This is a genomic window from Paenarthrobacter sp. NPDC091711 (assembly GCF_044756605.1).
GTDB lineage: Bacteria > Actinomycetota > Actinomycetes > Actinomycetales > Micrococcaceae > Arthrobacter.
Map to the genome: position 1 here is coordinate 397,292 of NZ_JBIVTF010000002.1, position 23,956 is coordinate 421,247.

The following is a 23,956-nucleotide window of genomic DNA, read 5'->3' on the forward strand; positions in this document are numbered from 1 at the left end:
CGGCGGGTGGTCTTCAGTACTGCATCCTTCATCACCCAGATAGTCGTGCTGGTGCTTGTCCTGGCACTGCTGCACAAGCCCTTGGGTTTGTACATGGCGCGGGTCTTCTCAAGTACCAAACACGCCAAAGCTGAAAGGGCCCTCTACCGCCTGGCGGGGGTGGATTCAGGGACTGAACAGAGCTGGTCTGTATATCTGCGCAGCGTTCTGCTCTTCTCGCTGATATCCATCCTGGTGATCTTCGCTCTTCAGCGCCTGCAGGCCGTATTGCCCGGCAGCAATTCCCTGCCCGGCGTGGACCCGTGGGTTGCCATGAACACGGCCATCTCCTTTGTCACCAACACCAACTGGCAAACGTACGTACCCGAGACCACTGTGGGCATCTTCGTCCAGATGTGCCTGCTAGCCGTGCAGAACTTCCTGTCCGCCGCCGTCGGAATCGTGGTGGTGGTGGCCCTGATCAGGGGCATTGTGCGGACAACAACTGATCGTTTGGGCAACTTCTGGGTGGATCTCGCCCGTGCCTCGTTCCGCATCCTGTTGCCCATCGCCACGGTGGCGGCAATCGCCTTGGTGATTGGCGGCGTCGTGCAGAACTTCTGGTCCACAGAGGTGACCAACGCTGCCACCGGTGCCAGTCAGGTGATTCCCGGCGGTCCGGTCGCCTCCCAGGAAGCGATTAAGGTCCTGGGGACCAATGGTGGCGGATACTTCAACGCCAACTCTGCCCACCCTTTCGAAAACCCGAGCGTCTTCACCAGTTTGTTCCAGGTGTTCCTCATCCTCCTGATCCCCTCAGCCCTGCCCTACATGTACGGGCGAATGGTGGGTGACCAACGCCAGGGCTACACCGTGGCTGCAGTGATGGGAGCGCTCTGGTTGACGTCCACTGCGCTGATGGCGTGGGCAGTGTCTTCCGGACAGGGAACCGCAACGGCAGCAGCCGGAGGTTCGGGAGAAGGGTTCGAACAGCGGCTGGGGCCGGCAGCGAGCTCCATCTTCGCGGCCTCAACAACACTGACGTCCACCGGTGCGGTCAACGTCGCCCACGATTCCCTGCCTCCCTTGGCCGGCGGCATCGCGATGCTGAACATGATGCTGGGCGAAGTAGCTCCCGGCGGAACCGGATCCGGGCTCTACGGAATGCTGGTCCTGGCCATTATTGCGGTGTTCATTGCCGGGCTGATGGTGGGGCGTACCCCGGAATTCCTTGGGAAAAAGATCGGCCCACGCGATATGAAAATCGCGGCCCTCTACATCCTGGTCACCCCCACTTTGGTGCTGGTGCTCGCCGGAATCTCAGCTCTCCTCCCGGACGTGATGGCAAACGCACCGGCATCAGGGCCGCATCAATTCAGCGAACTGCTCTACGCGTTCACCTCCGGTGCCAACAACAACGGCTCAGCGTTTGGTGGCATCACCAGCTCCGGGCCCTACCTGTCCACCATGTTGGGGTTGGCCATGCTGCTGGGCAGGTTCCTGCCCATCGCGTTGGTCCTTGCACTGGCCGGCTCGCTGGCGCGGCAAAGAAAAATCCCGGCCTCATCCGGAACGGTCCCAACCCATGGCCCGCTGTTCGGCTCGTTGCTGCTGGGCGTGACCGTGATCCTGACCGCTCTGAGCTACTTCCCCGCCCTGGCACTGGGCCCCCTCGCAGAAGGACTTATCAAATGACCAGCTCCAGTACGGCTCCGGCCGCGGAGACCCCATCACCCCTCAAAACCAGCGGCACTCCTCCTACGGGTGAGCCCGGCCACCACAGCAAGGCGCCGGCCAAACTCAACGCGTCAACTCTTCTGGCAGCGCTTCCTGTGGCATTCAAGAAACTGGATCCGCGGCAAATGATCCACTCCCCCGTGATGTTCGTGGTGTTGGTGGGTGCAGCGGCCTGCACGGCCATCTGCTTCCTGAAGCCGGACGTTTTTGGCATCGCTGTGACGGTATGGCTGTGGCTCACGGTGCTGTTCGGCACCCTCTCCGAGGCCATCGCCGAGGGACGCGGCAAGGCGCAGGCGGACAGCCTCCGAGCGAGCCGCCAAGGCGTCATGGCCCGGCTGCGGTTGGAAGACGGAACCACCAAAGACGTTCCCGGAACAGATCTGAAACTGAACGACGTTGTCATCTGTGAGGCCGGGGATGTGATCCCTTCCGACGGAGAAATCATCGAGGGCCTGGCCAGCGTGGACGAATCCACCATCACCGGAGAATCTGCGCCCGTCATCAGGGAATCCGGCGGAGACCGATCCTCCGTCACCGGCGGCACCAAGGTCCTCTCTGACAGGATCGTAGTGCGCATTACAGCTGAACCCGGGGCAACCTTCATCGACAGGATGATCAAACTGGTGGAGGGCGCCGTCCGGCAAAAGACCCCCAATGAGATCGCCCTACACGTCCTCCTCGTCTCGCTGAGCATCGTGTTCCTGGTGGTCACCATGGCCTTGGCGCCTTTCGCGTCTCTTGCGGATGCGACGCCCTCCCCGATCGTCCTGGTGGCGCTGTTGGTCTGCCTGATTCCCACCACCATCGGGGCTTTGGTCCCGGCCATCGGCATAGCTGGCATGGATCGGCTGGTGCAGCACAACGTCCTGGCCACCTCCGGACGGGCGGTGGAAACAGCCGGCGACATCACCACACTGTTGTTGGATAAGACCGGAACCATCACCTACGGCAACCGCCGCGCGGTCAACTTCTTCCCGGCCAACGACGTCGAGCTGAAGGAACTCATCACCGCCGCCCGGCTGTCCAGCCTCGCGGACGAAACACCGGAGGGCCGTTCCATTGTGGAGCTCGCCGACGCCAAAGGCACAGACGGCCCCGACCTGGCCGGTCTTCGCAATTCCTACTCCGACATCGCCATAGTGGAGTTCACGGCCAGCACCCGCATGAGCGGCTTGGATCTGGACGGGCGCCTCATCCGCAAAGGTGCGGCGTCCGCCGTCGGGAACTTCGTCACCGACGCCGGTGGCCGCCTTCCAGCGGAAGTCCAGCGGCGCGTGCAGGAAATTTCCGCCCAAGGTGGCACGCCGCTGCTGGTTGCCGAGACCACGCACGACGGCGGCGCCCGGGTTTTGGGAACCGTGCACCTGGCGGATGTGGTCAAGCCCGGCATGAAGGACCGTTTCGCCGAGCTGCGCAAAATGGGTATCCGCACGGTGATGATCACCGGTGACAACCCGGTGACGGCCAAAGCGATAGCAGCAGAGGCCGGCGTCGACGACTTCGTGGCCGAAGCCACGCCCGAGGACAAACTGGACGTCATCCGCCGTGAACAAGGTGAAGGGCGTTTGGTGGCCATGACAGGTGACGGCACCAATGATGCCCCGGCCTTGGCGGCAGCGGATGTAGGTGTGGCCATGAATTCAGGGACACCGGCCGCGAAGGAAGCAGCCAACATGGTGGACCTCGACTCGGACCCCACCAAGCTGATCAACATCGTGGGCATCGGGAAACAGCTTCTGATCACCCGTGGTGCGCTGACCACGTTCTCCGTCGCCAACGATGTAGCCAAGTACTTCGCAATAGTCCCGGCCCTGTTCACCGCCGCATTTCCTGGCCTTGGGCTGCTGAACATCATGGGGTTGGCCAGTCCGGCGTCGGCCATTCTGTCTGCGGTGATCTTCAACGCCCTCATCATCATCGCCCTGGTGCCCTTGGCGCTACGCGGCGTGAAGTACCGGGCGGTCACCGCCAACCAGGCGTTGGGCCGGAACCTGCTGCTCTACGGACTGGGCGGGCTGGTAGCCCCGTTCCTTGGCATCAAACTCATAGACCTGGTCATCTCCCTCATCCCAGGCATCGGCTAGGAGCTACTCATGAACATCATTTCCGGATACCTCCGCCAAGCGGGCACGGCCATCAGGTTCCTGTTGCTGGCAACTATCGTGTTGGGGTTGCTTTACCCCCTCGCAGTCTTCGGCGCAGGACAGCTCGCGGCGCCGTTCCAAGCCAACGGGTCCATCGTGAAGGACTCCTCCGGGCAGGCTGCGGCGTCCGCGCTCATCGCCCAAGCCGCGGCGGATGACGCAGGAACGCAGGACCCGCAGTGGTTTCACCTCAGGCCCTCCGCAGTGGGTTGGGACCCGGCAACGTCCTCGGCCAGCAACTTAGGACCCAACGATGCCAAGCTCCTGGAAGCCGTGACAACCAACCGCGCAGCAGTGGCGGCATCGGAGGGCGTCAGCCCTGAGGAGGTTCCAGCCGATGCCGTGACGTCCAGCGGGTCCGGACTGGACCCGCACATCTCCAAGGACTACGCCACCATCCAAGTACCGCGGGTTGCCCGGGCCCACGGCTTGGAACTACAGGACGTCCAGGAGCTGGTAGACAAGCAAACCACCAGCGGTCTTGAGGCTTTCCTCAGCCAGCCTTCAGTCAACGTAACCTTGCTGAATCTGGATATCGCCAACCTGGCCGCACACCGGAACTAGCAACCTTTTCACAGTGGAAGAATGAGGACATGGCGCGGGCAACACTGAGGATTTTTCTGGGGGCTGCACCGGGTGTCGGCAAAACCTACGCCATGCTCGAAGAGGCCCACAGACTGCTGGGCCGGGGCGAGGACGTGGTGGTGGCATTCGCCATGCACCACGGCCGCGCCGACACCCTGGCACTCACCCACGGACTGGAAACCCTGCCCCCGCGGCTTATCGAGTACCGGGGAAGCGTTTTTGAGGAAATGGACCTGGACGCGGTCCTGGCCCGGCGCCCCCACACAGCGATCGTGGATGAATACGCCCACACCAACATTCCCGGCAGCCGCAACGAAAAGCGCTGGCAGGACATAGAGGAACTGTTGGAGGCAGGCATCAACGTCCTGTCCACCGTGAACGTGCAGCACCTGGCTTCCTTGGGCGACGTTGTCAGCGCGATAACCGAAGTAAAGCAGGCCGAAACAGTACCCGACGAGGTGGTGCGCCTCGCGGACCAGATCCACCTGGTGGACATCTCACCGGAACTGCTCCGGCAAAGACTCGGTGACGGCAAGATCTACGCATCAGAGAAGATCGACGCCGCTCTGTCCAACTACTTCCGGGTAGGCAACCTGACGGCGTTGCGCGAACTGGCGTTGCTCTGGCTCGCAGACCGGGTGGATGAAGGACTGACACGGTACCGGGCCGAGAACCACATCGAGGAGAGCTGGCCCGCCCGGGAACGCATAGTCATCGGCCTCACCGGTGGCGCTGAGGGCGAAGTGCTCATCAGACGGGCGGCCCGGATCCTCAAGAGGGTCAACGGCGGAGACCTTCTGGCCGTCCACGTCCGCGCTGCCGATGGCGTGGCTGCCGAATCCCCCCACGATCTGGAAGCCCAACGAACCTTGATCAAGGACCTCGGCGGAAGCTACCACACCGTGTCAGGGGAGGACCCAGCCAAGGCGCTGCTTGACTTTGCCCGCAGTGTGAACGCCACCCAGATTGTGGTGGGAGTGTCACGCCACAAGCTCGTGTCCAGTTTCCTGAAGGGTGGCGTTGGAAGCCGGGTAGTCAGGGGTTCCGGCGATATTGATGTGCACATGGTTTCCCACCCCCTGGGAGGCCGCGGCATAGAACGCACCCGGAAACGCGACCTCGGGCGTGCGCGCGTAATAGTGGGATTTGCCATGGCCCTCGTGGTGCCGGTGCTGCTGCAACTCTTGCTGGCAGTAGCACCGTCCCACAACATCGCAACGGCGGTGCTCATACAGCTCACCGGATCTGTTGCCGTCGCCCTGATCGGCGGACTGTGGCCCGCGCTGCTGGGTGCACTCTGGAGCAGCTTCCTGGTGAACTACTTCTCCATCCCTCCGCTGGGCACGCTGACCATCAGCGACCCCCAAAACCTTCTGGCCCTCCTGGTGTTTGCCGGGGTCTCCTCCGCTGTCGCGCTGGTGGTGGACCTCTCCGCCCGGCGCTCGAAAGAAGCTGCACGAGCCCGTTCCGAAGCGGCCACCCTCGGGGATCTCACCCGCGGAGCGTACACCGCGGACGACCCCGTCCAAGGACTCTTGGAACAGGCATTGGACGTTTTCCAGGTCCGCACCGCTGCTTTGTACATTGCTGCGGCGTCCGCTTCCGCCTCCGCCTCGTGGCAGCTGGTGGCATCGGCAGGCAGCCCAGAGGCTGACCCGGACGATACCGAGAACATCGAGCAGGTCGATGGCAACACCCGGCTTGTCCTCATCGGCAGAGTCCTGCCCGCCAGTGACCTCCGGCTCCTGGGCGCGTTCGGGGCACATCTCGCGGCGCTGCTTGAGCGCCGACAACTCGCAGCCACCCGACGTGAAATGATGCGCCTGGCCGAGAGCAACACCATGCGGACATCCATCCTGCGAGCCGTGTCCCATGATCTGCGAACTCCGCTGGCCGGCATCAAACTCGCAGTGGGAGGCCTCCGCCAACCCGGTGTGAAGTACACCGAACAGGAAGAGGATGAGCTACTGGCCACCATCGATGAATGTTCGGACCGCCTGGATGGGCTGGTAGGCAATCTGCTGGACATGTCCCGCATCACCTCAGACTCCGTGAATGCCCTCATCAAACCCATCCGCTGGTACGACGTCATTCCGGCCGCCCTGCACGGCATCACCCCCGGCAGGGTCCGGGTGGACCTGCCACCGAACATGCCCGCGGTGGACGCCGACGCCGGCATGCTGGAACGAGTCATCGCCAACATCGTGGAAAACGCGGTGAAGTACGCCCCAGACTCCGACATTGTGATCGTGGGTGCCGCCGGTGGTCTCAGCACCACCACTTTGGCCGGCAGGCCAGCCAGCGAACTCCGGATCATCGATCACGGCCAAGGCGTACCCGCGGCCAATGTGCTCAAAATGTTTCAGCCCTTCCAAAGGCTCGACGACGTGCCTGCAGCCACCGGCGTAGGTCTAGGGCTCGCTGTGGCACAGGGCTTCACTGAAGCCATGGGAGGGACCCTCACCGCTGAAGAAACGCCTGGCGGCGGGCTGACTATGCTGGTCAGGCTGCCCCTTTCAACGGGCCCAGCCCCTGATGCGCCGCAACGCTTCACAGCCCCTGGAATTCCTGCCCTGCCTGCCCCGAAAGGCCTCGAGTGAACACCATCCTGGTAGTGGACGATGACCCCCACATCGTGCGGGCGCTCGCCATCACGTTGAAGGGCCAGGGATACACGGTGGTCACGGCAACCGACGGGCAATCGGCACTTCACTCAGCCGCGCAACGGCCCGTTTCGGTGATGATCCTGGACCTTGGACTCCCGGATATGGATGGCACGGCTGTCATTTCTGCCCTGCGGGAGTGGAGCTCAGTACCCATTCTGGTCTTGTCAGCCAGACATGGATCCAGCGACAAAGTGGAGGCCTTGGACGCTGGAGCTGACGACTACATCACCAAACCGTTCGGACTGGATGAGCTCCTGGCGCGACTCCGGGCGTTGCTGCGTCGCAGAAACGACTCCAGTGAAGACATCACCATGGTGACAACCAGCTCCTTCACCGCGAATCTGGACAAGAGACAAATCACCAAGTCAGGCCTGGACGTTCGGATGACCCCCACGGAGTGGAACATTCTTGACATCCTGCTCAGGAATCCGGACAAACTCATTACCCAGCAGCAACTCCTCACGGAGGTGTGGGGACCCGCCTACGCAAAAGAAGCAAACTACCTTCGCGTTTATATGGCACAGCTCAGGCGCAAGCTCGAGACAGAGCCGGGCAACCCCCTGCACCTGATCACCGAGCCAGGGATGGGCTACAGGTTTGTTCCGTAGCCGCCGTCCGTCCCCGGGGTGGCGGCAGCACCGCCGTCGTACGCGTTTTTACTGGGCTACGGCCAGAGGTTCTGTGCGCGGGCCGCAGCAGAGCTGAAGTTACTTCCGTCAATCGCAACGGAACACTCCTCAATGCCGAGCCCTTTCCACTGCGCCAGCAACCGCAGTTCACCGTCGGCCGGCAGAGGCCACAACCATAGGCTGCCTGAGGCCGAGACTTCGTCGTCGTTGCCGCTGCCCCCGCCACCGCGGAACGTCAGTGCCGGAGCTTCGGGCTCCTTGTCGAGATTCACCGGTCTACCCCAGCCAAAAATGCCCGTCCTTGCGCTGGTTCCATCCGGTAGCTGGACGCCGAACATCAACTGCAGGTCCGCGCTGGTGGGCCCCATCCCAGGACCGTGCTGGAAAACCGACGCGTGAAGATTGGTCCATTCTTCCTCGCTCTCCTCACCCCTACGAATGATCCACGCCAGCTGGAACGAACAACCCGTGGTGTAAACATCCGCGCTCTTGACCGTTAGAACCCGTGTGGGACTGCGATATAAGAACTGCCCTATGTGCAAGACCGCAGGTAGCTCGTCCTGCGGCGGCCCAACCCACGGAGGGGGTACGAACTTCGCGTTCTTGGCACGTTCCATGGGGTCGGGCTTGGGAAAGTCATCGAAGAAGTTCATACAGTGTCCTCAGTCCGCTGCTGCGACCGACCAGCGGAACGGCGACAAGAACTCGCACGGGATCCCCCAATCCGTCCTGACCCGCACAGTCTAGCCCCGTTAAGTCCGGGACATTTCTGAGTGAATCGCAGCATCCACCGCGGCCTCAGCAATCAAGCTTTGGTCTGGTTGGGATGACTCGTGTGGACCTGCTCTAGAAAGACCGTTCGATCCACAACGTAAAACCAAATTCGAGCATTGCCTTTGAGAGTTGGCTTGTGCTGCCATCTCTCATGGGTGACCCCGTTGCGGCTAACTAGGCCAAGTTCACCGCGTAGGCGATAGTTAGTGGGGGTCACCTGCTCAGGTGTCTGGGTCAGAAAATCCCACACATCGGCTAGGGGGTTTCTTATCGTTGATTTGAGGTCTGTCCAACCCCGCTGCGCCTGCACCGAGGCAAAACGCAACTCGTATTCGCTCTTTTTTGTTGGTCTTTCGACCTTGTCGCTCTTCCTTTCGTTCTTCACCATTTTCTACGGACGCTCTACTGCGCCCGGGTCCTTGAGCCACTCAAGGGATTCACGACCAAGTCCTGCGGCGATGGCAGTGGCGGTCTCCCGCCACGAGCTCAGCTCCGCTATGGCCAAGTGGGGCTGATTTGTGGCAAAGGATGCCCTCGCAGCTGCCAAAACATCAGCTGCGCACGCCTCTTGGTCGGCCGGGCTCAGTGCCAGCATCCAGGGGAAGCGGTCACTCATCCGTGCAGCAAGCGTCCCCTCAGCACTGGTTGAGACGGCAACGAGCTGAGCAGCCAGTTCCAATAAAGAACGACGTGCCGCGTCTGCGCTTTCCGACATCAACACCAAGGACTCCCCGTCACGGCGGGTGACCTGAACAGGATGGTCGGCAGCTGCCGCGAATACCTCCGCGGACGAGCGGCTAAGTTCAGAAGACTGGAAAGAAGTGCGTGTTTTGACCGACCCGGAAGTTTCCGAACTTTCGGTAGCACGAGACGTTCTGTGTGATTTTGTTGCAGCGCTCATAGCGTCCACACTAACTCAGAACGTGTTCTGAAGTCGACCTTCAGCGACCTAATCCGAGCCTGCCGTGGAACCTGCACCGCGTGGGCAGGCAACCTTGAAAGACCCTCAGGACTAATCGCGGCGAGGAACCGGCTGGGGCGGGACGGCAGCGTCCGACGCCGGTATACAGAACCTCAGCCCGTCGCCCCAAAATCCGCTATTGGTGCAGAACAGCGACACCGCTTCGCCCCCGATATGGAGCGTGGGCTCGTCGATGCCGTATTTCGAGTTATTGAAGGTCAGCTCAACTGTGCCGTTCTGCGAGGTACAGCGGTACGCAACGTTCCATGGACTTAAGTCTTTGCAGGTCTCGAGTTCCCTCGATACGCCATCCCGGTCCACGTACTCCCAGGTCCTATCCCTCTTCTCACCCACCTGAATGGCCGAGTTTGGAGTGGACCGGGCGTAGTCGCGGGTGAATGGCCGCTCATCACAGCCCGCGGCCGTGAGCGTTAGCAAGGCAATCAGGGCAAAGCCTATTTTTGTTCCACGACGCATTCCGATGTCCCCCAACTCGCTCGTGGTGCTGAGCTATTTAGTGTTTCACATGTGAATGCGGGGCCCGAACCCAACGGTGCAGTCATCGTAGAATGAGGAGTTTATCCAGCATTCAACTTGCTGGATTCGGAATTGATCCGGAACGCTCCTGCCTCATGGAGTGCAATTATTTTCCAATGATGTTGAAGGGGAACACCGGACTGCTTGAGCGCCCTTGCCGATGATGTTGTCCCAGCTCAAGCCCTCGAGGATCTGCCAAAACAGTGCGCATTATTACCCTGGTTCTTCTGCTTGTAAAGTCACACGATCTCTCTCTACTTTTGATGGAGTAGTCGCGGAAATCACAATTGTGCAGGGTTTATGCGTGCGCTATATTCGTGGTGTCAGCGAGAATCCAATGATTGCTGACACCTGAGTTGGGGGGCTCTTCCTCGGATAAGGCGACATTTTGCGTGCCTTCCGTTGTGGTCGTCTCTCGAACGCCCACTTCCCCGAGAGGCGCCCTGTCCTTTTGAAATACTCCAACGGCCCCAGGCACACTAGTGCCGGATCGAGAGCGCGTCGCAGTTTCGGCGTTGCCGCCGCTGCCGCTGCCCTCGCGGTCGTTTTGACGGGATGGGGACCAATCACAGCTCCCCTCCCCGCCCAAGCCGGTGTTGTGAGAATGCCTGCTGAACCGTTGTCCCCGCCGCAAGCGGAACCCACCGAAACTGCGGCCCAGGAAACACCGGCCCCGGCGCCCTCACTGGTTCCTGATCAACCATCAACGCAGGAGTCGACTTCTGCAAAGCCGGCTCCGGAAAAGCCTGAGCCCGCCGCCACCGATTCCCGCAAGCCCACCGAGCCGGACCCGCTCGCCAGCCTTCCCGCAACACCGGACTCCAACGTGCCGGGGCATGAATCAGTGGCTGAATCCGGGCGTGGACCACCAGCAGCAGAGGGTTCATCCGAGCAATTCACAGCCTTCGCCGATGCGACCATATTCGCCGCCGGAGTTGCCGAAGCGCCCCGCCAAGTATGGACAGAGTCCTTCGAACAGGGCCTCACAACCGCCGCGAGCGGTCTTCCCACCTACTCCGGAGGCAAATATACGGCCTCCACAGGCTGGAGAAGCGGCACCAGCTGCACGGGCGTTCTCGTCAACTACACGTCCCCGTTCCCCAACGCTGCCTTCTGCCCCACTCAGCCGATCGCCGCCGTCGGGCAATCCTCCCTCGCCGCTCGTGACGCCCGCCGCATGGCGGACGTCCTCGGTCAAGTGTCCGCCGGTGTTGTTGGCACCACGTCAGCTTCAGCACCTGCCAACGGCTCAACCGCCGCCACGCAAAGCAACCACGCGCTTGTCTCCATCCCATACGCCACGGTTGCCGGCGGCACCACAGTGCTCCAGTCCACTGCTGGAACCGGCATCGTCGCCCCGGATTCGCGCTACTACGCCTTAGGGATGAATGTTGTAGGCGCCCAATGTGGCACCAACAACGCCTCGCTTTCGCTGAACCTGGTCTCGGGTGCCACCACTTTACTGAGCGGATACACCGCCCCCGTGGTCCCCTGCAGCCGGACCGGCAACGTCTACTACACCTCACCCGCACTCCCAACCCTGGGTACCATCTCCGGAATCCTCGACCCCGCGTGGGCTGCCTCGGTCCGGGCCGGCAACCTCACGGGCAACAACGCCGCCCTCCTTACCCCGGCCCAGATCTCCACATCTCAGGTGCAGCTGGTGAACACCGTCACCGGTGCCGGCAGTGGCTTCGGCGTGGACAACCTGCGGATACTCGACGTCTCTCCCGCCCTTGACGTTGCTTTCGATTCAGCGAGCGCCACAGCCACTGCTCCTACGACTCTTACCTACACAGTCACCAACACCAGCGACCTTTTGGCGAAAACCGACTGGGGGTTCTCAGCGACGCTCCCCACTGGGATGACCGTTGCACCCACCCCGGCGGTGGCGGGTTCATGCGCCAATGCTGCCGGGACCGCTTTCGCCGTCACTGCAACTGCCGGTTCGGGCAACATCTCGGTTCTGGGTGGAGACCTCGCAGCTGGAACAACCTCGTGCACCATCTCCGTCTCCGTGGTGGCAGCCAGCGCCGGAACCTACACGAGCGGTACCGTGACGCCTACCGGGCTCATCGTTTCAGCCCCGGCCAACCTCGCCGTTTCGCCCGCAACAACCATCACGGTGCGCAAGAACCTTCCGGGGCGCTCAGCCCCCACAGACCAGTTCACCCTGTCCTTGCGGTCGGGCACCACTGTGCTCGCGTCGGCCACCACCACGGGCACGGCCACGGGAATCCAAGCGGCGCAGGTAACCCGCTCAGTGGTTCAGCCCGGTTCCACTTACACCATTCACGAGGCACAAACCTCCGGCGCTGGCTTGGGCTACTCCAATGCCTACGAATGCACCCGTGCGGGTAATGTAATCGCGTCCGGGGCGGGAGCATCCGGTACCATCACCGTGCCTGACGAGGCTGGGGCCGAGGTTGTCTGCACCTTTACGAATACCGTGCAGGCTGCCCGACTTTTCTGCGATGCGAACCACTTCTACTCCATTACGGCGGCCGGTGCGCTGGAACAAGGTGACATTGTTTCGGGTAGTCTCGCCCCAGTTGGTAGTTGGACCGGCGTCACCGCAGCCAATGGCCTCGGCATTGGTGCGGGCGGAAACCTTGCCTACGCGCTGGACCGGTCAACTGATGCGAGCGATGTCGCGTCGATTCTGAAGTGGACCCCGGGCGGAGGCTTCCAGAAGCTGGCGAACACGGCATATGCCACCGTCGCAAGCGGGACCACGGTAGAGGGCAGCATCGTTGCCGGTGCGATCGATCTTTCCACCGGGCGCTATCTCTTTGGCAAGTTCGTCAACTCACAGTTCTACATCTGGAGCTTCACGGAATCCAATCCCACCGCAACCCGCTTCGCTTTCGTGGGGGCCTTCCCCACGGGTGCTGCGCCAAATGGCAACGGTGACATGGCCTTCGATGCCCGCGGCAACCTCTACGTGGTGGGCGCCGCCTTGGTGGGCTCCACGAACAGTGCCACGATCTACACAGTTTCCGCGGAGGCCTTGGCGGCTGGCTCCGGCGGCACTCTGGCGGTAAGTACCGCTTCAACCAAGCCGACAACCGGTACGGACGCTGCCTTCGCCAATATCAACGGCATCGCGTTCTCACCGCGCGGCACCGTCTACCTCTCCAATGCCGGAAGCGCCTATGAATTTGACGCCACAACGTGGGCCAGGGTTCCTGGCACATCGCGTGTGCCCGTCAACTCCGTGGACCTCGCAGGCTGCTCGTCGCCACCCACGCTCACCGTGCTCAAGAATGTGGTGGGCCGTCAGGCTGCCAGTGACCAGTTCACGCTGACGGCGGCCTCGGGAACTCCCCTGACAACCATCGCCACCGCCACCACCACTGGTGCGGCCAACGGGCGCCAGCCGGCGCAAATCGGCCCGTTCCCCACCGCGGCAGGTAACACCATCACCATCTCAGAATCCATGGCCGCCGGGTCTTCCTCGGCCATCAGCGCATACACCGCACTTTACGACTGCTGGTCTGACGGTGTCCGGCTAAGCGCGGGAACGTCCACCACAGGCACTGTCACTATGCCGAACCGGCTTAACGCGAACGTGACCTGCACCTTCTTCAATTCCCCCACCCCTGTGTCGAGTGTGCGGATCACCAAAACCATCCGGGAGTTCTCGGGACTTACCCGCCCCGGCGCGGACTGGAGCGTAGGAACGACGGCGACCGCCACCACGGGCAGCGCCACCGCCCTCCCCAGTGGGGCGCCCACGCAGCAGACCGATGCTGCGGGACAGGCCAGCTGGACTGTCCTGTTCGGCACGACGGCGTCACGGGCAACGGTGGTTGTTTCGGAAACCCAGCAGGAAGGCTACGCGTTCGTTAGCGGATCATGCACGGTGAACGGCGCTGCCCGGGCGGTCACGTTCACTCAGGCCGGGACCAACATCAGTGCGAGCCTTACGGCCATTGCCCCCTCCTCTGCGATCGAGTGCACCATCATCAACCGACCCACGGCATCGCTCACACTCGTCAAAGAGGTGACCTTCGGCTCCGCATTGCCCACTGATTGGACCCTGAGCGCCACCGGCCCCAACGGAACGCTTCCCGGTCCCTCCGGGCGATCCGGCACGGCCGCCGCCTCAGGAGTTCCCGTCACTCCCGGTGTTGCGTACCGGTTGGCTGAGGCCGGCGGTCCGGGCACCTATGTGCAGAGCGGCACCTGGCGCTGCGTCACCGCAACAGGTGCCACCGTGGACGTCACAGCAGCGGGCGATGTTGTACCGCCCGGCGCCGCGACCATCACCTGCACAGTGTCAAACACGACGGCGGCCATCACCTTGGTGAAGCAGGTTCAGAACCCGCAGCCGGGCTTCCAAGCGCAGGACTGGAGGCTCACGGCAACCCCGGCGGCACTGGCTGGCGTCACCCTACCGACCGAGAGCCGTCTGGGCGCCGATTACGCGGCCTCGGGCAACCCGGCCAACACCTTTGAAGTCAGGCCGGGCCACAGCTACACACTGTCCGAGGCAGCCACCGACCCAACCCGGCGAATCGCCTACAAGGAACTCCGTCTCGAACTGCTTACAGGGTCAACGTGGATCCCGGTATCGTCACGGACAATTTCAGCTCCGGCGGCGGGCCAGACGGCGGTATACCGCTTTGTCAACGCCCCTGTGGAGCCCACAAAACTACCGCTCACCGGCGGTACGAGCGCCGACGCATTCTTCATCGGAGGGGGGTTGGTGCTTGGTCTGGCACTGGCTCTTTCGGTGTGGCATGGGCGTCGACGAATGCGAGGCGCCTCTCGGTGAATGCGCATCTCCACGTCCCATTCCAACGTCCCAGACTCAATTCACTCTTTCACTCGGTCTCACTCTCACCTCACTCATAGGAGAAATCACATGTCCATCCGCATCCTCCAGCGGCTTTCAGCCGCTGCCGGCGTGCTGGCGCTGGGCGCAGCGGCGACTCTCGTCGCCGTCGCGCCTGCGGCAGCCGTCACTCAACCGGGAAATATCGATCCTTCGATCGCCCGCACCCTGACCCTTCACAAGTACGCTCTGGGTCCGGAAAACGGCCAGCAGGTGGGTACCGGCCAGGAAGTTAACGTCCCCGGCACCCCGCTCTCCGGCGCCACCTTCACTGCCGCACTCGTCCAGGGTGTAGACCTCACGACGCCGGCAGGATGGGAGCAGGTCTCCTCGCTGACACCCGCTACGGCTGCTTCACGCGTCAACGCTGCCGGCACCTACACGGCAACCACCGGCTCCAATGGTGTGGCGACATTCAACAATGGCGACACCCTGCCGATCGGTCTCTACCTCGTGACCGAGACCGCGCTGCCGGCTGGGGCCACCAACCCGGCCGCGCCGTTCCTGGTCACGCTGCCGTTCCCCACAGGCCCGGGCGGTGCACCGGCGAACCAGTGGATCTATGATGTTCACGCGTACCCCAAGAACGCAGTTACGGATCTGACCAAGACCCGTGTTCCGGCTCCTGCCAACTCGGTGGAAGCCCGCAACCCCGATCTGGTTCGCTGGGCCATCAACTCTGACGTACCGACGCTCGCTGGCGGCGATACTCTGGACATCTTCACGCTCACGGACGCGCTGCCTGTGGAACTTGAGTACCTGGCAACCGGCCCCACCGGCGTTGCTCCCACCAGTGTGCGGGTAGCAAACTCGGCAAACGTTGCCCAGAACTTTGTTGAAGGCACCGATTACACCCTGCTGTATGACGCCACCAGCCGTAACCTCACCGCCACCTTCACTCCTGCCGGGCTTACCCGCCTGGCTGGCCTGCCTGGAGGAGACGTGACACTCACCGTCCTCACCCGCGCAGTCACCATTCCGGCTAACGGCATCATCACCAACTCAGCCACGAGCGTTGTGAATGGCGCCACGGAGACCGTCACCGGCAGCACCCCGATCGGTCAGCTCACGGTCTTCGCCTTCCAGAACGAGAACAACGTTCGCACACCGCTCGCGGGCGCCGAGTACCAGGTATTCCTTAACCAGAACGATGCCAACCTTGGCCAGAACGCAATCTTCATCAACGGCGTTCAAAACTGGTCCACCGCTGCGAACGGTTTCGTAGCTATCCCGATCATCACACCGGGCAACTACTACGTCCGGGAAATAACTCCCCCGGCCGGGTTCCAGCTGCCGACGCCGAGCCAGGTCCAGACCCAGGTTGTGGCCGGGCCGAGCTCCACCACGGCGCCGGTACAGAACTACGTTGAGTTCGAGCACGATCAGGTTCCGGCCTTCGCGCTCCCCCTCACCGGTGGTGACGGTGCCCTCTGGTTCACCGTGGGTGGCATTGGGCTCCTTGCCATTGCACTCGGTACCGGAATCCTCGCCGCGCGTCGTCGTCGTGCCACCCTGGCACCCGCTAACGCGTAACCTAACACTGTGAATGCGAAGGCGGGGCGTCAGAAAGGCGTCCCGCCTTCGCCGTTCCCGGACGATGAAATACCAGCCACTTCGCTCGGTCCAACCGTGGACCTCACCCGTCGCGAGCGGAAGCGGCTGCTTCAATGGCGGCTCCCGCTGCTGCCGCTGCTCGTTGCCATTTCCGTCATTGCCGGATCAGGGCTTCTCCTCTACCCGGCCGCGGCCGCATGGTTCAGCGCAGTGGAGCAGTCACAAAAAATTGACGAACTAACTCAGGGAATCAAGGATCTGGGCGCCGAAACATTGCGCGAGCGGATCGCCGAAGCACGGGACTACAACCAGCGCCTGGGCGGGGCCGGAGCAGCTGTTGCGGCGAACGAACGCCTGCCCCTGGCACATGAAACGCAGCCCGATAAGCAAAAGTACCTCGACATGCTCCGTGGAGATTCCGAAGGGCTCATGGCCCGCATCAGAATCCCCTCCATTGACGTTGATCTTCCGATCTACCACGGCACCAGCGAGACGGTCCTCGAACACGGCATCGGTCACCTCGAAGGCACTGCCCTCCCTGTTGGCGGAGCATCCACCCACTCCGTAGTCACCGGGCATAGAGGCCTTGCGACATCGGAGCTCTTCTCCAATCTGGACAAGGTAGCAGTGGACGACACCTTCACCATTGAAGTCTTCAACGAGGTCCTGACCTACCGGGTGGTTGAAACCCTGGTGGTTGAGCCCCAAGAAACTGAGAGCCTCCTCATCCAGCCCGGCAAAGACCTTCTCACCCTGGTCACGTGCACCCCTCTAGGCATCAACAGCCACCGGATCCTCGTGACCGGCGAACGCGTCATCCCCACCCCGCAATCCGACGTCGATGCAGCCGGGCAGAGGCCGGACATCCCGGGCTTTCCGTGGTGGATGCTCACCGCGGGCGGAGTAATCGTGGCCGCAGGTACTTACGTGTGGCTTTCAGGACGGCCACCGCGGGCTCTGCGTCAGCGCGTCACGAATAGTCAGTAACTTTTTGAAGCTGTTGTAACCAGTGGTTCCTTGCCGGAAACAAGATGTATGAGCACAAGAAGTGCTCCATCACTCCGTGGGGGAAGGAACCCAAGATGAAGTACAACCGATCCGGAACTGCAAAGTACGCCACTCTGGCAACACTGGCGCTGGCACTCACCCTGGCAGTCTGCGCACCGTCTATCCCGGACAGTAATTCATTGACCACTGCATCAGAAGAAACAAGCCCGTTGCCTGCAGCGAGCATTGCCGAGGCACTTGTTACCCCGGTTTCCGAGCAGGTAGCTCCATTAGAGAGCAGTCCCTCCCTTGCGGCCCAGCCGGCGGAGGTCACCGTTCCGGCGCCTGTTGTCATCCCTCCTGCTCCGGCCGTAATTGCTCCTGCTCCGGCGGCTCCTGCTGTTGATGTGGACCCAGTTATTCCCGCACCGCCGGTTGCTCCCGCACCGCAGGCGACCATTCCGCCGTCGACCGTTGCTCCTGCGGTTCCAGAACCAGCGCCCATAACACCCACTGAACCTTCAACGCCACACGTTTCCCCGGACTTCCCGGTGAGCGGGTTGTACACCTTCCCGGATGGGCACATCTCCTTCCTGCTGCCGGCGGGCTGGACCGCGCAAACCGAGGAAACACCCCTGGACCTGAACGGTGAGCACTACGAAACAGCCAAAGCGCACATCCATGACGAAACGGGCATCAAGGTAGCGGAAATCGCCAGCGGTGTTTACGGCGGCGTCGTGGGCGGGCCCGTGAACCGCACCATCCTCGACTCCCAGCCACTGACGAATTTTGATAGCCAGCGCGGCGCCGGTCACTTCGCCTTCTTCAAAGACGAATATCCGTTCGACACCGAATACACCCGATACTTCATGGGTGTGGTGGTGGATAGCCTCTTGACCGAGGGCCCGGACAGCACCTCAGCAAGCAGCTTTCTGATCATGGGCAACGGGGCAGCCCAAGCGACTGCCAATATCGAAGTTTCCATGACACCCGAAAGCGCTGCTGCCTGGATGGAATCCGAGCAATACAGCAAGCTCAAGGCCCTCCTGACCAGCCTCCAGTACGCGGAATAGTTGATCAGCAATGGAACTCGTTGACGCTCACACCCTAGTAATGTCCGCCGTCCTGTTGGTTCACATAGTTGGCGTGATGATCGTTGCCGTCTCAGCAGTTGTGCTGATGACGTCATCGTTTGCCGTCGCGTTGGCAGTGCGCGCAGTCAGAGCCACTTGGGCGCAACTGAGAACACGGGTAGCTGAGACGAAGCCCTTGACGGGAAGTTCAGTTCTGGTCCAATTGCAGCCGCCCAAGCCGCCAGTTGATGATCTCCCGAAGGAGATCGATGGGAAGTGGGGCGCTGTGGCGTAGCTGGACTAGGTGGTCCGTGGTTCCGTAGTCACTGAGCTGTGCCGAGAAATGCGCCATTGCGTCCGGAGTCGGATAGAACCCGATGTGCTTCTTGGTTGCAGTAAAGAAGAACAACGGCTCGGTGCCAAGTTTGAAGGTGGGCATTCGCCAGCTGATCGACTCTTCAGCTTCACTTGGGACAGCCGAACGGATCATGTCGTAGACGGTCAGCAGCCGTTGCCAAACGTCACCGTCGAACTGCTCGATGTACTCGCTGATGGAACCCGCTGTCATGTGATCTCCCCTTGTCGCCGCAAGGCCGATTCTATGACAGCGGGCTTCACGCACTCGCGCCGTCGATACGGCCGGGTCGGCCCTGCACTTGGATATTCACAGGGCGCCCGTGTGACTGCTGTTACGCTCGGGGGAAATAATGCCTGTCTTGAAGGACTTGGGGGATCATGCGTGCTTTTCGTGTTTTTGCGTTGAAGTCGGCGGCTCTAGCTGCCGTGTTAGTGGGTACGGCAGTAGTCGGCGGCGCCCCGGCCTCCGCAGAGTCCGGGGACTCCGAGCCCTTGATGTTTGGAATGCCGTACGTGGGCTCGGAACTGACCATCGGACAGGCCAGCACGAGCATAGGCAGCTGCGCACCAGTAGGGACGAGTCCTCGGTTCGATATCGAGTGGCTGAGCAACGGAGTGCCCCTTCCGGCGGAGCGCCAAGGAGAGTTCCTGAAACTCATCCCAGAGGACCGCGGTAACCGGATCTCCTTCAACGTTCAAGGCTTATGCACGGGAGCAAAGACCTACCAGAGTGCGGAGACCGCCCCCATTGCTGCGTCCACCCGCGCTTCAGGATGGACAGGCCGCGGAAACTTCGAGCTGCTGGCCCGAACCGACGACGGCGAGCTTGTCCTCTACCCCAGGACCTATGAGTCCCGCTGGGATTTCTATGACATGAGTCGCAACGCACGCCATTACAGCAGCTCCTGGGACGAGCCCAGGGTGGTTGGAACTGGCTGGGACATCTTCGACACAGTCTTCTCCCCTGGCGATTTTGACGGCGACGGAAACAACGATGTCCTGGCCCGCGATCCTCGCGGAAACCTTCACCTTTACCCCGGCGACGGTGACGGCGGTTGGCTGCTGCCCTCACAAGTCGGCTCAGGGTGGAACATCTTTGATTCCATCGTCGGAGCTGGAGATTTCGATGGGGACGGGAACAACGACGTACTGGCCCGCGACCCTCGCGGAAACCTTCACCTCTACCCCGGCGACGGTCAAGGAGGCTGGCTCAGCCCCACACAAGTTGGCTCAGGCTGGCAAATCTTCGACAAGATCGTCGCCCCCGGAGACACCAATGCCGACGGGGGTGTGGACATCTTCGCCCGTGGCCACAACGGTGTCCTTTACCAGTACCCGACCGATGGACTCGGCCACTGGAAATCCCCATCAATGGTTGGCCCTGGATGGGATGTCATGAGCGAGATCAGCGGAGCAGGCGTATTTAACCCTAACTGGGGCAACTACAACGCCACGCGCGGACCCAGAAATGATGTCATCGGAATTGATCAGGAGGGCGATCTCCACCTGTACAGCCCTGACTTCCACGTCGACTCCGGGCTATCAGGAAGAGGCCCGATCGGAACAGGCTGGAATGTCTTCAGTCATCTGATTTGATGTATTGCGCTACCTGAAAGACTAAAGCAATGGAACTTCAGGTGCGGGAGTGGGGCGAGGGAGAGCGCGCGGTGATCCTGCTCCACGGGATGATGGGTTCGTCTGAGAGCTGGTGGCGGGTTGGGCCGGCCCTCGCTGCGCTGGGAAATCGCGTGCTCGCGATGGACCTCCCCGGGCATGGCCACTCGCCACGGGACCTCAGTCTCACGGTGGAACGAGCGGCTGCTGCCGTGGTGGCCACAGCGGGCCTGCACGATGCACTCAAGCCTTCCCTTGCCATCGGGCATTCTTTCGGTGGGCTCGTGCTAACAGCTGCGCTGAGCGAGCTTCAACCGATGAAGGCGATCCTCGTAGACTCTCCGCTTTCCACTCCTCCCGGAACCGATCCCACTCTGGCCCACGAGCAGTACGAACTGGGCCGGAGAGCGCGTAACTATGAGGAGCTCCGCCGAACCCGGCCACATTACAGCGATAAAGACGCGCGCGTCGAGGCTGCGGCAGCCCAACAATTCGACGCCGAGACGGCGGCAGCGCTCTCGTCGGCAGCAAGCGGATCATGGCCGGCCCCTGCGGGCACCCTTGTTATTCGTGCACGACCCAGCAATTTCGTTTCGGACGAGGACGCCAACGCCATGCGTCAACGAGGCGTTATTGTGCACGACGTTCCTGGGGCCTCGCACGCAGTTTGGTGCAGCCATTTCGACGAATTCATGGATCTGCTGCCCCGCTGAAAACACCACAATCATTTAGTAAGGTTCCTTATTTTCGGGGTAGTATCTGTTCTCATGAGCAGCCCGGCTAAGCCCCAGACATCAAAACTCAAGCAGTCGATTACCGGACCGCTGCTGTTCCTCTTTATCCTCGGCGACGTGCTGGGCGCGGGCATTTACGCCTTGGTGGGGAAGGTCGCGGGCGAGGTAGGAGGGGCCGTCTGGATCCCGCTGGCGCTGGCCCTGATCCTAGCCATGCTCACCGCAGCTTCCTATGCAGAGCTGGTGACAAAATACCCCAAGGCCGGCGGAGCTGCCGTCTTCGCAGAACGGGCCTTCAAAGTCCCCGTGGTTTCGTTCCTGGTGGGTTTCTCCATGTTGGCCGCCGGGGTGACCAGCGCGGCGGGTTTGAGCCTCGCCTTCGCTGGGGACTACCTCAAGCCTTTTCTGGATGTGCCCACTACCCCCACCGCCCTGGTTTTCCTGTTGCTGATCGCCCTCTTGAATGCACGTGGGGTCAAGGAATCCGTCAGGGCCAACGTGGTCATGACCGTCATTGAAGTATCAGGCTTGGTGTTGGTGATCGTCCTGGTGGGCCTGATGTTCGGCCGCGGAGACGGCGATGCTTCCCGCGTTCTCGAGTTCAACCCGGCCGTCTCCCCCGGCGCGGGAATCCTTGCCGCATCGCTGCTGGCTTACTACTCGTTCGTGGGCTTTGAAACCTCTGCCAACGTTGCCGAAGAGGTCCGGGACGTCCAGCGCGTCTACCCCAAGGCACTGTTTGGGGCTCTATTGACCGCCGGAGCCATCTACGTTCTCATCGGTTTGGCCTCATCCGTGGCTCTGCCGCCAAATGACTTGAGCAGTTCTTCAGGCCCTTTGCTGCAGGTTGTCCAAGCCACTGGTTTTGGAGTACCGGACTGGCTTTTCGGGCTGATCGCCCTCATCGCCGTTGCTAACGGTGCCCTCCTGACCATGATCATGGCCAGTCGCCTGGCTTTTGGAATGGCAGAACAATCATTGCTACCTACAGGGCTAGGGAAAGTCCTCCCGCAACGGCGCACCCCGTGGGTAGCAATAGTGGTGACCACGCTGGCCGCGATGGCACTGACCGTCACCGGCGACCTCGGCTCCCTCGCCGAAACGGTGGTCCTGCTTCTGCTCTTCGTCTTTATCAGCACCAACCTGGCCGTTCTGGTGCTGCGCAAAGACAAAGTGGAACACAAGCACTTCCGCGTGCCGGTGGTCATCCCGTGCCTGGCCTTGGCATCCTGCGTCCTCCTCCTGTTCCAACAAGGCCCGGAAATCTGGTTGCGCGCGGCCATCCTCTTGGTAATCGGACTGGTCCTCTTCTTGGTTACACGCAGGATTCAGGCACGCAAAGGGACCGGCCTGCCCGCGGCCAAACAACGCCCAGAGGCTCAGAAGGCACGCTTGGAGTCCTAGAGCTGAGTTCTCTGCAACAGCCTCGATGAATCTCTGGACCTGGGAACTCCAATAAAACTTCGTCTGATACCCAGCCCGCTAGGCTAGGCCAAGTCGAGACCGGCAACGTCGTATCGGTCATGTCCACCATGGAAAAGTTTCTGGAGCCTTGTGACAACCCTCATCCCTTGGAACCGCGGCGAGTGGACCAACCAGCCAGCCGCCGTCGTCGAGCTTGAAGGTGACCTCCTGGTCACCGCGGCCGAAAGCAGCGACGCCTGGCGCGTCACGTCCTACGGTTTCATCCACGACACCGAGCACGCGCTGCTCGCTCCCTTCCCGCAGGAGAGCGCCATGGAGGTTGAGTTCACGGCCGCGTTCTCCCAACAGTTCGACCAAGCGGGCATTTTTGTCCGCGTCAGTGCCGAGCATTGGATCAAGGCGGGCGTGGAATTCGCCGACGGCGCCGCTCAACTGGGCGCGGTGGTTACGGACCGCTTCTCGGACTGGTCCTTGGCACCTGTTCCCGAATGGAACGGCGGCCGGGTTCGTATACGGGTCAGCCGGTCCGGCGACGCCCTCACCATCCGGGCAGCTTCCGGCGGCAACGAACTCCAACTCGTACGGGTTGTGCCGTTGGCGCCCGAATTGGTGGCCGCCGCCGGGCCCTTTACCTGCGCCCCAACACGCTCGGGGCTGACTGTTCCCTTTCACTCCTGGCGGGCTACAGCACCGGACAGCCAGCTCCACTGAGGCCGCCGGGTCCGGTGAGCTTGCGGGCGTCACCGTTCATGAGATTATGGAGGTTCCGGCAGCCTGGCAATGACAGTGCTGCGACTCAGTTGGCTCCGTAACAAGCCTATGGGGGGCACATCACGGTGGAAGATACTGCAAGTCTTTGGCGCACTGACCCTGCGACGTTCCGCGATGTGGTGATCAACCGCCAAGCCTTGGAAGCTGCCTTGGCAGGCGATTGTCCACCCGTTGAACGAGTCAGGTACTTGGCTTTACTAGGCCGGGACGCTGAAGCTCTGGACGAGGGCTTCAAGCTGCTGCCCGACTCGCCCGACCGCCGTGAATTGCTGCTGGTCCTTGCCCAAATCAATCAACGTCAATACCGCTGGCACGACGCCGCCGTACTTCACGAAAAAGCCCTGCGAACAGTCCGGTCACCGGAAGAGGAAGCCTACGTTCGGCACCACATTGGCCGGCGGCTCTTCGACGAAGCCCGCTTCCGTGCTGCCGCTGATGAGTTTCAATGGGCAGCGGACCTTTACCGTGTGGCCGACCAGCCTGAACTTGCCGAAGAAAACCGCCAAGCCATGCGCCACGCCCTCCAGGTGCACAGTGCTGAGCGAGGCGCCGCACGTCCTGCGTACGAGCTCTCCTAGACTGACAC

Annotated in this window: 18 protein-coding genes and 1 pseudogene; 14 read left to right on the plus strand and 5 right to left on the minus strand. The window is 61.9% G+C overall.

The features are described from left to right. The first annotated feature begins 6 nt into the window (after window positions 1-6). The 5 genes from kdpA to ACIQH5_RS05200 are packed head-to-tail and all read left to right on the plus strand — an operon-like array spanning window position 7 to window position 7,722. On the plus strand, window positions 7-1,674 hold the full coding sequence (kdpA, locus tag ACIQH5_RS05180; RefSeq protein WP_400400870.1) for a potassium-transporting ATPase subunit KdpA: 1,668 nt from the start codon (window positions 7-9) through the stop codon (window positions 1,672-1,674). Continuing rightward, entirely contained in the window at window positions 1,671-3,803 is a 2,133-nt protein-coding gene (gene kdpB, locus ACIQH5_RS05185) for a potassium-transporting ATPase subunit KdpB (protein WP_400400872.1), read from the plus strand. The genes kdpA and kdpB overlap by 4 nt, the downstream gene beginning before the upstream one ends. A 9-nt stretch (window positions 3,804-3,812) precedes the next feature. After that, a complete protein-coding gene (locus ACIQH5_RS05190) occupies window positions 3,813-4,427 on the plus strand; it encodes a potassium-transporting ATPase subunit C (RefSeq protein ID WP_400400874.1) in 615 nt (204 codons plus the stop codon). A 29-nt stretch (window positions 4,428-4,456) separates the two neighbouring features. Further along, window positions 4,457-7,048 carry a DUF4118 domain-containing protein gene (locus ACIQH5_RS05195; protein WP_400400876.1) on the plus strand — a complete coding sequence of 864 codons (2,592 nt, stop codon included), beginning with the start codon at window positions 4,457-4,459 and terminating at the stop codon, window positions 7,046-7,048. Further along, on the plus strand, window positions 7,045-7,722 hold the full coding sequence (locus tag ACIQH5_RS05200; protein WP_400400878.1) for a response regulator: 678 nt from the start codon (window positions 7,045-7,047) through the stop codon (window positions 7,720-7,722). The genes ACIQH5_RS05195 and ACIQH5_RS05200 overlap by 4 nt, the downstream gene beginning before the upstream one ends. 56 nt (window positions 7,723-7,778) lie before the next feature. On the opposite strand, the gene ACIQH5_RS05205 is transcribed toward ACIQH5_RS05200, so the two are convergent. The 4 genes and pseudogenes from ACIQH5_RS05205 to ACIQH5_RS05220 all read right to left on the minus strand — a co-directional run bounded on the left by ACIQH5_RS05205 (window position 7,779) and on the right by ACIQH5_RS05220 (window position 9,955). Further along, window positions 7,779-8,396: a hypothetical protein gene (locus ACIQH5_RS05205; protein ID WP_400400880.1), complete on the minus strand. Its 618-nt coding sequence runs from the start codon at window positions 8,394-8,396 to the stop codon at window positions 7,779-7,781. A 152-nt stretch (window positions 8,397-8,548) separates the two neighbouring features. After that, on the minus strand, window positions 8,549-8,905 hold the full coding sequence (locus ACIQH5_RS05210) for a hypothetical protein (protein WP_400400882.1): 357 nt from the start codon (window positions 8,903-8,905) through the stop codon (window positions 8,549-8,551). Between the two features lie 3 nt (window positions 8,906-8,908). Continuing rightward, window positions 8,909-9,340, minus strand: a pseudogene (locus tag ACIQH5_RS05215) (prevent-host-death protein); the annotation flags it as partial. Window positions 9,341-9,529: 189 nt separating this feature from the next. Beyond that, the gene (locus tag ACIQH5_RS05220; protein WP_400400884.1) at window positions 9,530-9,955 is read right to left on the minus strand and encodes a hypothetical protein; all 426 of its coding nucleotides are present in this window, start codon (window positions 9,953-9,955) and stop codon (window positions 9,530-9,532) included. Between the two features lie 664 nt (window positions 9,956-10,619). Between ACIQH5_RS05220 and ACIQH5_RS05225 the strand changes: the two genes are divergently transcribed. From ACIQH5_RS05225 to ACIQH5_RS05240, 4 genes are all read left to right on the plus strand, one after another. Then, on the plus strand, window positions 10,620-14,795 hold the full coding sequence (locus tag ACIQH5_RS05225) for a hypothetical protein (RefSeq protein WP_400400886.1): 4,176 nt from the start codon (window positions 10,620-10,622) through the stop codon (window positions 14,793-14,795). A gap of 90 nt (window positions 14,796-14,885) precedes the next feature. Beyond that, a complete protein-coding gene (locus tag ACIQH5_RS05230; protein WP_400400888.1) occupies window positions 14,886-16,388 on the plus strand; it encodes a SpaH/EbpB family LPXTG-anchored major pilin in 1,503 nt (500 codons plus the stop codon). A gap of 9 nt (window positions 16,389-16,397) precedes the next feature. Further along, window positions 16,398-17,396 (plus strand): class C sortase, encoded by a 999-nt coding sequence (locus tag ACIQH5_RS05235; RefSeq protein WP_400400890.1) that lies wholly within the window; start codon window positions 16,398-16,400, stop codon window positions 17,394-17,396. A 95-nt stretch (window positions 17,397-17,491) separates the two neighbouring features. Next, window positions 17,492-18,469: a hypothetical protein gene (locus ACIQH5_RS05240; RefSeq protein WP_400400892.1), complete on the plus strand. Its 978-nt coding sequence runs from the start codon at window positions 17,492-17,494 to the stop codon at window positions 18,467-18,469. A 208-nt stretch (window positions 18,470-18,677) separates the two neighbouring features. Here the strand turns inward: ACIQH5_RS05240 and ACIQH5_RS05245 are convergent, their stop codons facing one another. Beyond that, window positions 18,678-19,037 (minus strand): iron chaperone, encoded by a 360-nt coding sequence (locus tag ACIQH5_RS05245; protein WP_400400894.1) that lies wholly within the window; start codon window positions 19,035-19,037, stop codon window positions 18,678-18,680. Between the two features lie 167 nt (window positions 19,038-19,204). On the opposite strand from ACIQH5_RS05245, the gene ACIQH5_RS05250 reads away from it, so the two are divergent. The 5 genes from ACIQH5_RS05250 to ACIQH5_RS05270 all read left to right on the plus strand — a co-directional run bounded on the left by ACIQH5_RS05250 (window position 19,205) and on the right by ACIQH5_RS05270 (window position 23,948). Beyond that, complete coding sequence (locus ACIQH5_RS05250) at window positions 19,205-20,422, plus strand: FG-GAP repeat domain-containing protein (RefSeq protein WP_400400896.1); 1,218 nt, start codon at window positions 19,205-19,207, stop codon at window positions 20,420-20,422. A 29-nt stretch (window positions 20,423-20,451) separates the two neighbouring features. Then, window positions 20,452-21,153 carry an alpha/beta fold hydrolase gene (locus tag ACIQH5_RS05255; RefSeq protein ID WP_400400898.1) on the plus strand — a complete coding sequence of 234 codons (702 nt, stop codon included), beginning with the start codon at window positions 20,452-20,454 and terminating at the stop codon, window positions 21,151-21,153. A 54-nt stretch (window positions 21,154-21,207) separates the two neighbouring features. Further along, the gene (locus ACIQH5_RS05260) at window positions 21,208-22,578 is read left to right on the plus strand and encodes an APC family permease (RefSeq protein WP_400400900.1); all 1,371 of its coding nucleotides are present in this window, start codon (window positions 21,208-21,210) and stop codon (window positions 22,576-22,578) included. A gap of 150 nt (window positions 22,579-22,728) precedes the next feature. Beyond that, on the plus strand, window positions 22,729-23,310 hold the full coding sequence (locus ACIQH5_RS05265; RefSeq protein WP_400400902.1) for a DUF1349 domain-containing protein: 582 nt from the start codon (window positions 22,729-22,731) through the stop codon (window positions 23,308-23,310). Window positions 23,311-23,435: 125 nt separating this feature from the next. Further along, window positions 23,436-23,948, plus strand: a complete 513-nt coding sequence (locus ACIQH5_RS05270; protein ID WP_400400904.1) for a hypothetical protein — start codon at window positions 23,436-23,438, stop codon at window positions 23,946-23,948. Window positions 23,949-23,956: the final 8 nt, after the last annotated feature.